This is a genomic window from Oleiphilus sp. HI0079, from assembly GCF_001635105.1.
The window spans coordinates 22,566-36,050 of sequence record NZ_LWFT01000806.1 but is presented as its reverse complement, the minus strand read 5'-3'; the positions used below and the strand labels follow the sequence as shown (position 1 = coordinate 36,050).

The 13,485-nt window shown below is 47.2% G+C and carries 13 protein-coding genes; 6 read left to right on the top strand and 7 right to left on the bottom strand.

What is annotated here, in order from left to right; translation table 11 throughout:
* Positions 1–252: 252 nt before the first annotated feature.
* From purE to sodB, 3 genes are all read left to right on the top strand, one after another.
* Positions 253–741, top strand: coding sequence for a 5-(carboxyamino)imidazole ribonucleotide mutase (gene purE / locus A3750_RS15150; protein ID WP_068458011.1), 489 nt, complete (start codon positions 253–255; stop codon positions 739–741).
* A 3-nt stretch (positions 742–744) separates the two neighbouring features.
* Positions 745–1,872, top strand: a complete 1,128-nt coding sequence (locus A3750_RS15145; protein WP_068458013.1) for a 5-(carboxyamino)imidazole ribonucleotide synthase — start codon at positions 745–747, stop codon at positions 1,870–1,872.
* 154 nt (positions 1,873–2,026) lie between these two features.
* Complete coding sequence (gene sodB / locus A3750_RS15140; protein WP_068466150.1) at positions 2,027–2,605, top strand: superoxide dismutase [Fe]; 579 nt, start codon at positions 2,027–2,029, stop codon at positions 2,603–2,605.
* A gap of 99 nt (positions 2,606–2,704) precedes the next feature.
* Here sodB and gspD read toward each other — a convergent pair whose 3' ends face one another.
* The 6 genes from gspD to A3750_RS15110 all read right to left on the bottom strand — a co-directional run bounded on the left by gspD (position 2,705) and on the right by A3750_RS15110 (position 9,200).
* Entirely contained in the window at positions 2,705–4,651 is a 1,947-nt protein-coding gene (gene gspD, locus A3750_RS15135; RefSeq protein WP_068457701.1) for a type II secretion system secretin GspD, read from the bottom strand.
* A gap of 64 nt (positions 4,652–4,715) precedes the next feature.
* A complete protein-coding gene (locus A3750_RS15130) occupies positions 4,716–5,555 on the bottom strand; it encodes a type II secretion system protein N (RefSeq protein WP_068457700.1) in 840 nt (279 codons plus the stop codon).
* 10 nt (positions 5,556–5,565) lie between these two features.
* Positions 5,566–6,213, bottom strand: coding sequence for a type II secretion system protein N (gene gspN / locus A3750_RS15125; RefSeq protein ID WP_197475065.1), 648 nt, complete (start codon positions 6,211–6,213; stop codon positions 5,566–5,568).
* A 344-nt stretch (positions 6,214–6,557) separates the two neighbouring features.
* Positions 6,558–8,198, bottom strand: coding sequence for a chaperonin GroEL (groL, locus tag A3750_RS15120; RefSeq protein WP_068466151.1), 1,641 nt, complete (start codon positions 8,196–8,198; stop codon positions 6,558–6,560).
* A 58-nt stretch (positions 8,199–8,256) separates the two neighbouring features.
* A complete protein-coding gene (locus A3750_RS15115; protein WP_068454145.1) occupies positions 8,257–8,547 on the bottom strand; it encodes a co-chaperone GroES in 291 nt (96 codons plus the stop codon).
* A gap of 167 nt (positions 8,548–8,714) precedes the next feature.
* Positions 8,715–9,200, bottom strand: coding sequence for an FxsA family protein (locus A3750_RS15110; protein WP_068454148.1), 486 nt, complete (start codon positions 9,198–9,200; stop codon positions 8,715–8,717).
* A gap of 67 nt (positions 9,201–9,267) precedes the next feature.
* On the opposite strand from A3750_RS15110, the gene A3750_RS15105 reads away from it, so the two are divergent.
* The 3 genes from A3750_RS15105 (at position 9,268) to A3750_RS15095 (ending at position 11,936) form a co-directional block, all read left to right on the top strand.
* Entirely contained in the window at positions 9,268–9,582 is a 315-nt protein-coding gene (locus A3750_RS15105; RefSeq protein WP_156492243.1) for an MGMT family protein, read from the top strand.
* Positions 9,583–9,843: 261 nt separating this feature from the next.
* The gene (locus A3750_RS15100) at positions 9,844–11,751 is read left to right on the top strand and encodes a bifunctional diguanylate cyclase/phosphodiesterase (protein WP_068452410.1); all 1,908 of its coding nucleotides are present in this window, start codon (positions 9,844–9,846) and stop codon (positions 11,749–11,751) included.
* Entirely contained in the window at positions 11,739–11,936 is a 198-nt protein-coding gene (locus A3750_RS15095; RefSeq protein WP_068452413.1) for a hypothetical protein, read from the top strand. The genes A3750_RS15100 and A3750_RS15095 overlap by 13 nt, the downstream gene beginning before the upstream one ends.
* Here A3750_RS15095 and A3750_RS15090 read toward each other — a convergent pair.
* The gene (locus A3750_RS15090) at positions 11,933–13,477 is read right to left on the bottom strand and encodes an MFS transporter (protein WP_068452416.1); all 1,545 of its coding nucleotides are present in this window, start codon (positions 13,475–13,477) and stop codon (positions 11,933–11,935) included. The two genes, A3750_RS15095 and A3750_RS15090, sit on opposite strands and share 4 nt — an antisense overlap.
* Positions 13,478–13,485: the final 8 nt, after the last annotated feature.

The following is a 13,485-nucleotide window of genomic DNA, read 5'->3' as shown; positions in this document are numbered from 1 at the left end:
CAGTCTCAGCTTTCGGTTTTGCTTTCTTTGATTTAGAAGGTGCTGATCTCGATTGAAAACGATCAAGCTCGTCCCGTTCCGGGCGAAGACCATCCATATTTTTCCTCAATATTTTTATTTATTTCAGTAGCCCCGATTCTAACTTGCACGCAGAGATTTCTAAATAGCATTTGCATGGTATTCACTGGGTGAATAAGATATGCCACTTTCCTGACTCAGACCGCATTCGGCCGCACATCAAGGAGTAAAATGATGCAAGTAACCGTTGGTATTATCATGGGCTCGACTTCCGACTGGCCCACGATGGAACATGCAGCAACTATGCTCGACGAATTAGGTGTCGGCTATGAGACGCGCGTTGTCTCTGCGCATAGGACACCTGATCTTCTTTTTGAATACGCCGAAACAGCTGAAGAAAAAGGTATTCAGGTTATTGTTGCTGGCGCTGGGGGCGCAGCGCATTTACCGGGGATGGTTGCTTCTAAAACGTCGCTTCCTGTACTTGGTGTTCCGGTTCAATCCAAGGCACTCAATGGTCTAGACTCACTTCTTTCCATTGCTCAAATGCCTGGAGGTATTGCAGTAGGCACTCTTGCGATAGGTACCGCTGGAGCAAAAAATGCCGGACTTTTAGCAGGGCAAATCATTGCATTACAAGACGAGAACGTTCGAAGCAAGCTGAAAGCGTTTCGCCAAAAACAAACCGAAGCCGTTCTTTCTCAAGCAGACCCGAGAGGCTAAAAAATGAAAACCATCGGCGTACTTGGCGCAGGACAACTTGGGCGAATGCTCGCGCTCGCAGGACTACCGCTCGAGATGAAGTTCCAGTTTTTTGATACAAGTGGCAGCCCTAGCGTTGGACTTGAGCCGACCTACATTGAAACTGATTCGCCAACAAAAAGCGAAGCACTCATTAAGTTCATGGCTGACTGCGATGTCATTACTTACGAATTCGAGCATCTTCCACTTGAATTAACGCAGCACATTGAGCAACAACATACTCTTTACCCCCCATCAAAGTCGATCGAGATATGCCAAGACAGGACGAAAGAAAAAAAACTGTTTGACCAGTTGCGAATCCCGACAACGAAATACCACATCGTTGACTCAGAGCGCGAACTAAAAGCAGCGACTGAACAGCTTGGCTTTCCTCTAGTATGCAAAACGACAACCGAGGGCTACGACGGAAAAGGTCAATTTGTACTTCGAGAGACCGAAGATGTAGCTAAAGCTTGGGCCGAGATAGGGGGCCGCACTTTAATAGCAGAGGAATTTATTCACTTCTCTCGCGAGCTATCGATCATTGCCATACGAAGCGCCTCTGGCGAACTAAAAGTTTACCCATTGGCTGAAAACCAGCATAACGATGGCATCTTGCGCTATTCGACAGCGCCTGCGCCAAAGGTTGCAGAACACATCACTGCTGAAGCAAGCCTTTATATCAAAGAGCTATTGGAAGAGCTTGGTCACGTGGGCGTGCTAACCCTTGAGCTTTTTGAAACCGAATCAGGCCTGATTGCAAATGAAATGGCACCTCGTGTCCATAACTCCGGCCATTGGAGCATGCTTGGGGCCATGAGCAGCCAGTTCGAAAATCATGTGCGCGCAATTGCAGACCTCCCGCTGGGAGACACCGAAGCCAACCAGCCATGCTGTATGATTAACCTTATTGGGCACAAGGGCGACATTGAAAGCGTACTGCGCCTTCCCTATGCACAAGTTCACCTCTATGGAAAAGAAGAGCGGCCGGGAAGAAAGCTGGGGCACATAAACGTGAGCGCACCAAGCTATGAAGAGCTCCGCTGGCGCGTACAGAATATCGTCCAGCACCTTGAGCCTTATCCTGAATTTAGACAGTTGAAAAGCGTATAAACGCCTCAATGTAATACAAAGCGCGACCATCTGCGTATCTGAACTGTCGCAACCGCAACATTTACAACATAGATGCGCAAAAGACTTGGTGATAACATCCCAAGTCTCAAAAATTGAACACCCAGAATAACCAACACAACATTGGAGACGCCTAATGGCTATCGAACTACCAGAACTTCCATATGCAATCGACGCGCTTGCGCCTCACATTTCACAAGAGACGCTTGAATTTCACCACGGCAAACATCACAAAACGTATGTCGACAAGCTTAATGGCATGATCCCAGGTACAGAGTTTGAAGGTAAGTCTCTTGAAGAGATCATCAAGACTTCTTCTGGCCCTGTTTTCAACAACTCTGCGCAGATTTGGAACCACACATTTTACTGGAACTGCCTAAGCCCGAACGGTGGCGGCGAACCTACGGGCGTAGTGGCAGACGCGATTAACGCAGCATTTGGATCTTTCGCAGAATTCAAAGCGGCATTCAATGATCGCGCTGTCAACAACTTCGGCTCAAGCTGGACGTGGTTGGTAAAAAATGCCGACGGAAAACTAGAGATCGTTAACACGTCAAACGCCGGCACGCCAATGACGGATGGTCAAACAGCGCTACTGACCGTTGATCTTTGGGAGCACGCCTACTACATCGATTATCGTAACGCTCGTCCTACATACTTGGACGCATTCTGGGCGTTGGTTAACTGGGATTTCGTTGCTGCGAACCTAGGCTAATTTAGCCAAGAATTGTACCCAAAAAAAACCAGAGCCTTGCTCTGGTTTTTTTTGCTCAACCATCTCTATAAAATAGGCCCCCTCTCAATCGCAAGAGAGCTAACGCACCTTCATACCGTTATACAAGGTCTCGACAGGCGGTTTTTCAAGCTTATCCAACTCTTCCTGATCCTCACCCTGAGCTGCCTTCAAGTCTAGGTTTAGCTGCCACAACTGATCAAACTTATCGTTGGTAACAGCTCGCGTCGCCGCTTTATCCCTCAGAATCGTAGGCCTCAAAAACACCAATAGATTTTGTTTTGTCACGACTTCCGAAGAGCTACGAAACAACGCGCCCAACCAAGGGATATCTCCTAGTAGCGGCACCTTACTTTCGCTCATTCGAACATCATCACGAATCAAACCACCTAAAACAATCGTTTCACCATCATCCGCAAGAACATTAGTTTTGATTTGACGCTTTGTCGTAATAATATCGGCTCCAGCCGTTGAAGGAGAAACACCAGAGATCTCCTGCTCAATTTCAAGACGAACCAAGTCACCCTCACTAATACTTGGCGTCACGATCAGTTTTACACCAACATCTTCGCGCTCAATCGTTGTAAACGGATCTGAAGTGCCTGCGCCGCCAGAACTCGACTGACCGGTAATAATCGGAATGTTCTCACCAACAATAATCGATGATTCTTGGTTATCCATTGTGATCACTTTAGGCGTTGATAGTACGTTCGCACCGGCATCACCCTCTAAGGCCTGAACCAATGCTCCCCAACTGACCCCATTACTGTTGGTATCACCCACGCCAAGCGTCAAACCCGTGGTCGGCGAACCCAAAAGACTTGGATCCAAATCACCATTGGGATCGTTATCTTTATCAATTAAGGCACCAAGCAGGTTGGCCGCACTCAAACCAATCTCGTTGAAGTTGGTAAAGGCACCTGGAATAGATGCGCCTTCATCGTACAACGCCCACTGAATACCCAGTTTATTGTCTGTATTATCCTGAATCTCAACAATCGCAGCCTCAATCAGAACCTGAGCTCTGCGAACATCCAACTCCTCAATCACACCCTCAAGCTCTTGCAACAAGGAAGGCTCGGCACGTATCACTAATGCATTCAGGCCTTCGTCTGCATATACACTTGCATCAACCTTGGGCGCAGCCTGTCCTTTCTCTGCAGCTTCCTCACTCACTATGTCGCCCATCAATCCACTAAGAAGCTCAGCAATCTCTTCTGCATCGGCATGCTTCAACCTAACCACTTTCGTTTTGCCACCGGTTGAAGACGGCTGATCAAGCTTGGAAATAAGACTGCGCATTTTCTCTCGAAATGGCTCATCACCTCGAAGAATCAATCGATTACTACGCTGATCAGCTACGACAGAAAACTTGTTAGCGCCTTTGCTTTGAGCGGACTGACCAAGCTCACTCGGGGCCAGCTCCTCAAGCAGTTTAACCATATCGCCCACCCACGCCTCCTGAAGCTGAATAACTTCAAGCTCGTATTTCGATGGACTATCCAACTCATTAATAATTTTGCTGATGCGCTTTATATTAGATACGTGATCACTAATGATTAGAGCGTTGGCTGCCGCGACACCTGCTAAATGCCCATACTTTGCGACCATTGGTCGAAGAATTGGTACGAGTTCAAGCGCATTCGCGTTATTTACCTGAATCACACGCGTTACAATCTGCTCATTTGGAACGCGCTTCAGCAACTTTGGGTTATCAGCCTCTTGCTTCGCATCATTCTGCTGAACGATCTTGATCACACCCGTACCTGGGATTGCTGCAAAGCCATGTACTCCCAAAACGGAAAGGAACATCTCATAAACAGCATCTTTGTCCATTGGCGTATTGGAGACGACCGTGACCTTACCTTTAACGCGAGGATCAATGACAAAGCTATAACCAGTAATATCTGCCACCTGTGTAACAAAAGCTCTGATATCGGCGTCTTTAAGGTTTACCTGCCAAGTCTGCTCTTCAGCAGTGCTAAACGCTGCGAAAGAAAACAACAAGGATATTAGAAGCGCTCGCATGCTTAGTTGTTTGAACTTATTCACGGTTAATAACTCGTCATTTAGTATTTTGATTATCAGTCACTCAGTTTAACGGATAATTAACGAAAAAACTGGCCCCATCTCGCACTACCTCAACCTCTATCGAGCCTTGTTGGTATATCGTGCTCATCATTTCTTTGTCTTGCTCAATATCGCCCAAGGTATGACCATTCACAGAGCGAATCACGTCCCCTTTCTGTAAGTTCATACCTGCAAGCATCGGATTGTTACCTTTAAACACATACCCGCCTTCCTCCGCAAAACCCAGGCCAACCGAGTTAAGCGCTCTCTCTGGATTCTCAGAAAGTCGATTTGTCGCCTCTTCGATAAAGTCTTCTGGCGTACGAATATCTCTCGATGTTTCGCGCTTAGGCCTTACAACCTCAGAGATCACTCCTGTCTGAGCGCTCTCATCAAAGTAGAGCGCCTCGTAGGCCCCATTCCGGTCAAGCAACACCCGGTCAGGGTAAACTTCGGCCAGCTTTACACCGCCCGGTAAAGAGTCGCCGATACCATAATATTCCGCAGACTTACCAATCTCTTCAATAATTGCGCCAGATTTTCCGCCCTCATCACCCGTAAAAACGCCTTTCAGAATGAGACGCAACTTGGTCTTGGGCGCCTCTTTCGGTTTCTCTGATTGAACTGCAACCTGACCAGCCTCTCCAAACAAATGATAACGATCGATTGCCCTTGTTACTCTGCGTTGACCATCAGAGTTATCGGAGTTTGAAGCCGAAAAGCGTGTTGGTATTGCCTGCTGTTTTTCGTCCAGAACGAACCACACCAGCCTTGCACATAAAGCGGCAAGATAGACCGCCAACGCCAGAGCACCAATAAAGGTGATTCGACTTGCCCACTTCGATGTCTGATCTGCACTCATCACAGGCTACTCACCCTGCGCCCAATTGACGCGAAAGTGGCTTTTTAATCTTGAAAACAACATCCGTTTCACTCGAATTAGCTGACCAAGGTTCTTGAGCAATATCCAGCACTCGTCTTGTCACTTCCCACAAGGCATCGCCACCTACTTGCCAAGAACCGCGCATCGTATCGAAGCTTGCGTCCTGGTCACGGATACCCAAATAGATCGTACCATCACTTTCTGTTCGAATGGCGCCACTAAACGCAGGCATAATCCGATCGTGAATCTCCCTCCCTGCGGGGTAGCTAATCGCCCCTCCATCCCAACTGAAACGGCCAACTAGGCGGTCCACTGTCTGACTTTCAAGATCCAACGCAAGCCCTTTAGCGAAGAGTTCTCCATCAAGCTTTACTCGTTTAGTACGCAAGAATGGGTTTAGCTTGCTCAACTCGAGGCGCATCGACTCAACCTCTAAGCGCTGAGCAGAAAATCCCACCCCCAAAACAGCATCGAGCGCGCCCGCCGTTGACTCCAATTGTACGTTCACGGGCAGAGAACCACTCCACATATCCGATAATTCAAGCTCCCAAGAGAACACACCCTCTAGATGTCTAAATGCGATATGCGCCCTTCCATCCCAAATCGTGCCATCGAACGCTTTTGTAATAACACCCAACGACTGCACCTTTGTGACAGGAGCAATAGCATACTTCCACGCAAGACTCGCCGGTAATGTCGCAATAAGAGCCACAGCGAAAGCACTGACAAAAACTAATATGATAAGAAGAAACTTTTTAATCACTGGGTTATTATTCTGGTAGAAACTCTATTGGTGGCAACATTCAAAACGCAAGTTCGAAGACCAGTCATTACAGACTATTTGAACCACGAATACCACCAACATTAGCGCATTTTAAGCCGATACATTAAAAGTTCCTTAAATCACACGCAAAAAAAAGCCCCAGCAATCGCCGGGGCCCTATTATGAATTACGCTAAATCAGCGCAAGCATCGAGACAGTTACATCATACCGCCCATTCCGCCCATTCCGCCCATATCAGGCATCGCAGGCGCTGGGTTGTCCTCCACAACTTCTGTCACCATACATTCCGTAGTGATCATTAGACCCGCAACCGAGCCAGCAGCTTGAAGCGCTGTACGAGTTACTTTTGCTGGATCGAGAATACCCATCTCGATCATGTCGCCGTATTCACCCGTCGCGGCATTGTAGCCAAAGCTACCTTCGCCTTGCTTAATTTTGTCACTCACGACAGAACCTTCGCCACCCGCATTCGCAACGATCTGACGAAGAGGTGCCTCCATCGCGCGCTTAAGCAAGTTAATGCCGACGTTCTGATCTTCGTTTTCGCCTTCCAAATCAGCAATTGCCTGAAGGGCACGAACCATAGCAACACCGCCACCAGGAACCACGCCTTCTTCAACTGCAGCGCGAGTAGAGTGCAACGCATCTTCAACGCGTGCCTTCTTCTCTTTCATTTCTACTTCTGAACCAGCACCTACTTTGATGACTGCAACACCACCCGCTAATTTGGCTACACGTTCTTGAAGTTTCTCTCGATCGTAATCAGAAGAACTCTCTTCGATTTGCTTGCGAATTTGAGCAACACGACCTTCGATATCAGCAGCCTGTCCAGCGCCATCAATGACCGTTGTGTTCTCTTTGCTAATATTAACGCGTTTCGCCGTGCCAAGATCTTCCAGCGTTGCATTCTCAAGAGATAAACCAACTTCTTCAGAAATAACCGTTGCGCCAGTCAATATAGCGATATCCTGAAGCATTTCTTTACGACGATCTCCAAAACCAGGCGCCTTAACAGCCGCCACTTTAACAATGCCGCGCATATTGTTTACAACCAATGTTGCAAGAGCTTCGCCTTCGATATCTTCAGCGATGATCAACAATGGCTTGCTTGCTTTTGCAACATTCTCTAGCACAGGAAGCAGCTCACGAATGTTTGAGATCTTCTTATCGACCAGAAGGATGAATGGGCTTTCAAGCTCAGCACTCATATTATCCTGATTATTGATAAAGTATGGTGATAGGTAACCGCGATCAAACTGCATCCCTTCAACTACGTCTAGCTCATCTTCAAAGCCGCTGCCTTCTTCAACAGTGATAACGCCTTCTTTGCCAACCTTTTCCATCGCTTCTGCAATGATGTTGCCAACGGAGCTATCGCTGTTTGCAGAGATAGTACCTACCTGCGCAATGGATTTTGTATCGTTACATGGCTGAGCGAATCCTTTTACAGCCTCAACAGCGACAGAAACACCTTTGTCGATGCCGCGCTTGAGATCCATTGGGTTCATGCCAGCAGCAACTGCTTTCAAACCTTCATTAACGATGGCTTGAGCTAGCACTGTCGCTGTCGTAGTACCGTCACCAGCTGCGTCATTAGTTTGAGACGCAACTTCTTTCACCATCTGCGCGCCCATATTTTCAAACTTATCAGCAAGCTCGATCTCTTTCGCAACGGAAACGCCGTCTTTTGTTACTGTCGGAGCGCCGAACGACTTATCCAGAACGACGTTACGACCTTTCGGTCCAAGAGTAACTTTTACCGCATCAGCCAAAACATTAACGCCGGCCAACATACCTTGGCGAGCTGCATCGCCAAACTTCACATCTTTTGCTGTCATATTTCTAAATCCTGTTTACGTATTTATGAGTCGAAATGAGTCGAAAACTTGAAGTGAATTAAGCTTCGATGATGCCGTAAATCTCGTTCTCGGCCATGATCAATAGCTCTTCGCCATCGATCTTTACTGTGTTACCAGCGTATTGACCAAAAACTACGGTATCACCAGCCTTTACAGCCATTGCTTGTACATCACCGTTGTCGAGCAACTTGCCCGATCCCACAGCCACAACCTCGCCCTGTGAAGGCTTTTCAGTCGCACTGCCTGGCAATACAATTCCTCCAGCGGAGGTGGTTTCTTCTTCTTTGCGACGTACAACAACACGATCGTGTAATGGACGGATTTTCATCTCAATGATTCTCCTAACAGGTTATCAATCCAGTTAAATAGTTCTCTTGCGAGTTTTTCTATAAAAACACAGTCCTTTCAAATTCAAGGAGTGCGTATCTAAGTGATGGGATAAGTTGGGCCACGCATCTTCATTTCAAGGGGTACATGAATAATTTTTTTGCTTTTTTAAGGGTCTATCCGCTTGTCTTTTACTTCAACATACTCTGCATCAATTACCACATTGCCATTTTCACTCTCAACATGGGTTTTTCGATATTCCGCTTGACCAGCATCGTAGCTTTGGTAAGCGGTCTGTCCAGACACCACCATCCGTTTTGCCACCCCTTTTGCTAATTCTCGGCGAATAGCCGGGCTCAACAAAGCAAAACCTATCGCATCGGTGACAAACCCAGGAGTAAGTAGCAAGGCACCCGCCACTGCGAGCAGCAGACCCTCGCCTATTTCAGACACAGGTAACGCGCCATACTGCGCTTTTCGCTGAGCACGCATCAACGTGCTTAAACCTTGATGCTTTAGCAGATTAACCCCAATGATCGCCGTTAATAAAACTAGAGCTACGGTATACCAAGCGCCGATTAGAGAGCCCACTTTTATCAGGATCAGCATCTCGAGAATCGGCATTACAATAAAAAGAACAAACAAAACGCGCACAAGCACACCTTTTACTAATTGGCTTTAGGGTTTAAATTGGGGCGAAGACTTAGATTTTCAAGACTTCATGATGGATAACAGTTCAACCAGAACAGAAGCGATTCTCGCAACAATCGCTGCCATACCAAAAGGCAGGCTCAGTACATATGGACACATTGCGCAGGCGGCGGGGTACTCTGGCAATGCTCGACTGGTTGGTCAGATTCTAAAACAGCTTCCGAGCGATTCAAGCATCCCTTGGTTTCGGGTAATCAATGCACAAGGCAAAATCTCCTTCCCAGAAAGCTCAGAGCATTACTTGAGTCAAAAAAACGCGTTAATGGCCGAAGGGCATCCCGCGTTGATTGGCAAATCACACCTTAGTAAAAAACTTTGGCCTTAATAGCAGCGTCGACATACTGATTAAACCGCGTGTTTTTTGTGACCAAACACGCAGTGTACGTTTCTTTACAATCCGAGCGAGAATCTTAGCTACAGTAAGTATATAACGATCAATTTTGCGTGATGCATTAAACCGCCTACCGGTGGTGATAGAGCATTGCTCGCAGCGCAGTAGGCCACAGAGCCAAAAGCATTTAACGCCTGTTGCAAGCAAAACATGCAAAATTAGAACACTTACAAAACGGGTACTCGGGATCTCAATATGACTCATCAAAGTCTTATACGTTCACAGATAAAGCAGCACCTAGATGAGCGAAACACCAAGTTAACACCTTTAATAGAGGCCGTAAGTGAGGCTTTTGATCGATCGGATGCAGACAAGCGAGAGCTAGAGGCAACAATCCGCGATAATCAAGCTGAGTTGGAGCAACGAAATGCAGAGCTCGCAGCACAAATTCGTGAGCTGCAAACCACCAAAACAGCGCTGCAAGAATCCTACTCCCTATTACAAACTAGCTTAAGCTCAACGTATGACGGGCTGTTTTTAATCGACACCAACGGCTCAATACGACTCACTAATCCAAATTTCAATAAAATGTTCCGCATGAACACATTCAATGCGGGCTTGGCGCACGTTAACGATTTTATCGAACATACAGAAACCGTTGTAAACGAAAACACTCGATTCGGCGTCGCGCTGCGCAAGTCGACAGAAGAACCAGAGCACAGCATCAACATTGAAATAACTACGAAAGATGGCCGTTGGATTGAGGCGCATTCCAAGGCGCATTGGCACGACAATGAAATCGTCGGCCAAGTATGGAGTTTTAGAGACGTCAGTGCCTTAAAGTTAAAGGAAAAAGAAGCGGAGCATCGCACATTTCATGACTTCCTAACCGGCCTGCCAAACCGCAGGTCTCTTTTGGCTAGACTACGTAAGTCTGTTGAAGAATCGCGACAATCCCGAAACGATGTCATCGTCATGTTCATCGATCTCGACGGATTCAAAGATGTGAATGACTCGCTTGGCCATAGCGTTGGAGACTCTCTCCTCATTGAAGTTGCTCGCAGAATGGAAAGTAAACTGCCGCGAAACGCTACGTTGACCCGCCACGGCGGGGATGAGTTTGTTGCAATCTTAACGCGCCAGCATGGTTTGCACGAGGCACATACATATTCTGAGCGAATTTTGAGCTGCTTCAGCGCCCCCTACCATATTGGAAAGCAAGATATTTACATGAGCGTGAGCATTGGCATCGCCAGCATGCAAGACCATGGAGAAGATCCAGACCGCCTTATCACCTATGCGAATCTCGCAATGACCCAGGCGAAAAAACAAGGATCGAACATTTATCAGCTTTACGATGCTTCGTCATCCTCCCAGTGCGAACACCGCTTGCGAATCCGCAACGAGATAAATCAAGCACTGGAACAAGATCAGTTTGAGCTATTCTTCCAACCAAAAATTTGCCTAGAGTCAGGTACGATAAAAGGCGCAGAAGCGCTCATTCGGTGGCGAATGAACGACGGAAGCTTCCGCAGTCCGATGGAGTTCATTCCCATCGCAGAAGAAAGTAGTCAAATCATTCCTATAACTCAATGGGTTATTCGCAAGTGCTGCGAATATCTAAAAGAGTGGATGCCCCATCTGGATAGCGACTTTGTCCTAGCATTAAATATTTCGGCCAAACACTTTCAACGTGGACTGCTACAAGAGCATGTCGCCGAAGTCCTTAGAGAAGTGAAGACACTGCCATCTATGCTTGAGCTCGAAGTAACTGAAACGGCCATCATGGATGATATTGAGCTTGCGGTCTCGACGCTCAATGAACTCAAGCGCCTCGGTATACGCACGGCAATCGATGATTTTGGCACAGGTTATTCTTCGCTTAGCTACCTGCGCAAGCTACCCATAGAAGTATTGAAGATCGACAAGAGTTTCATCGATGAAATCCCCGAATCTGCAGAAGACCGAACACTCGTAAAAGGCATTATCGATATGGTTCATGCTTTGGGTATCGAGGTAGTCGCAGAAGGCGTTGAAAACCATGAAATGGCGGTACTTTTGCAGAACATGAATTGCGATTTAGTACAGGGCTATCACTATTGTCGCCCAATCGCTGACAAAGATTTTCTAAGCTTGATCAAGGAGAGCTTATGCTACATCTAAGCTTTACTCAGCAGCTGTGCCACGTCGCTAAAATCAACCAAGGTGCAGCAGCGAACGATGCGATATTCGGTTTGTCATCAAACAACAAGCTCATCACCGCAGCGCCTGCGCCGTTCGAAGCACTACCTACACCTTACCTTGCATTGAGGAAAATCGCTCAACGCTGCCTAAAGAATAAGCTCTAAGCTCCTCTAAACTCAGCGTGGCGCTGTATACCGTATATAAGTAATAGTACCGGCAGCCCCATGCAACTCGCGATCAAAAAGAAGTTCGAGTAACCGAGATTATCAACCATGCTTCCTGAGTATCCACCAATGACTTTTGGTAGCAAGGTCATCAACGAACTAAACACGGCATACTGAACCGCCGTAAACGACACATTAGTCAAGCTCGACAAAAACGCTATGAATGCAGCGCTTGCAAGACCCGCCGTCAAGTTATCGGCCGAGATCACAAGATACAACAGTTCGATATTGTGCCCTGCCTGAGCAAGCAGCATAAACAAAAGATTCGTTAGCACCGTCAATATCGCTCCGGCATAAAGCATACGAATAACACCATACCGAACAGACAAAACCCCACCCAAGAAGCCACCCGCGATCGTCATAAACAAACCAAACGTTTTTACCACACTGGCTATTTCCGTCTTAGTAAACCCCATATCCTGAAAAAAGACGTTTGAAATAACTCCCAAGACGATATCCGAAATGCGATAGAAGCCCACAAAAACCAACAACAACAGTGCAAGACGAACACCGTAACGCTGAAAGAACTCCTGTACAGGCTCAACATAAGAATCGTGAATCAACTGTTTTTCGTAGAGCGGCGTAAACGAAACTAATCGAATGAACAAGGCAACCGTTACGAGTCCGCCCAGCAAACGCGCCGCCTCAATAAGAAAGTTAGCGAGAGGCGCATTGTCGAGCCTAAACGTTAATTCTGTTTTGAAGTCTTGTGCCGCTTCTGACCCAACTGCATACAAAAGTACAAACAAAGCGACACTCAGCACGAACAAACAAAGAAAGCGCAGATATTGACCGGAAGAGTATTGATGCAAACTAACCGAAGATGTAGGTTCGGATACAAGCAATGTGGTCAACAGCCCGACGAGCATTACCAATGACATAGCGAAATAGGTTAAACGCCAGGCTTCGTAAGAATATGCGTCTGGCGCAGATCCAAAGTGACTCGCCAAAACCAGCGCGCCCGCACCAGAAACGAGCATACCTATTCGATAGCCTGCGATATACGTCGACGACATCAATGCTTGTAAATCGACCCCAACAGACTCTATGCGATAGGCATCAATGACAATATCTTGCGTTGCAGACGAGAATCCCAGGAGCACAACAGCAAGCGCCATTACGTTCAGTGCGTTCTCCTCAACTGGATTAATCATGGCAATCAACGCAATCGCCAACATCACAGCCACTTGCGACACTAACAGCCATGCCCTCCTTCGTCCCAGCACTCTCGTCAACAACGGCAATGGGAGGCGATCAATCAAGGGGGCCCACAAAAACTTAAATGAGTACGCTAGCGCAGCCCAGCTGAAGTACGTCACTGTCGAACGTTCAACGCCAGCCTCCCTCAGCCACAAAGATAAAGAGGAGAAAATAAGTAGTAGCGGTACACCAGCAGAAAAGCCGAAAAACAGCATCGACAGAACTCTGGGGTGCTTGAAGGACTGCAGTGATTGCCGCCAATCCGAGTGCGCATGCAGCATAGTTTTAT

Bases quoted from the DNA above. Each gene is read 5' to 3' on its own strand.
- purE (WP_068458011.1), top strand. From the start codon at position 253: ATGCAAGTAACCGTTGGTATTATCATGGGCTCGACTTCCGACTGGCCC.
- A3750_RS15145 (WP_068458013.1), top strand. From the start codon at position 745: ATGAAAACCATCGGCGTACTTGGCGCAGGACAACTTGGGCGAATGCTC.
- sodB (WP_068466150.1), top strand. From the start codon at position 2,027: ATGGCTATCGAACTACCAGAACTTCCATATGCAATCGACGCGCTTGCG.
- gspD (WP_068457701.1), bottom strand. From the start codon at position 4,651: ATGCGAGCGCTTCTAATATCCTTGTTGTTTTCTTTCGCAGCGTTTAGC.
- A3750_RS15130 (WP_068457700.1), bottom strand. From the start codon at position 5,555: ATGAGTGCAGATCAGACATCGAAGTGGGCAAGTCGAATCACCTTTATT.
- groL (WP_068466151.1), bottom strand. From the start codon at position 8,198: ATGACAGCAAAAGATGTGAAGTTTGGCGATGCAGCTCGCCAAGGTATG.
- A3750_RS15115 (WP_068454145.1), bottom strand. From the start codon at position 8,547: ATGAAAATCCGTCCATTACACGATCGTGTTGTTGTACGTCGCAAAGAA.
- A3750_RS15105 (WP_156492243.1), top strand. From the start codon at position 9,268: ATGATGGATAACAGTTCAACCAGAACAGAAGCGATTCTCGCAACAATC.
- A3750_RS15100 (WP_068452410.1), top strand. From the start codon at position 9,844: ATGACTCATCAAAGTCTTATACGTTCACAGATAAAGCAGCACCTAGAT.
- A3750_RS15095 (WP_068452413.1), top strand. From the start codon at position 11,739: ATGCTACATCTAAGCTTTACTCAGCAGCTGTGCCACGTCGCTAAAATC.
- A3750_RS15090 (WP_068452416.1), bottom strand. From the start codon at position 13,477: ATGCTGCATGCGCACTCGGATTGGCGGCAATCACTGCAGTCCTTCAAG.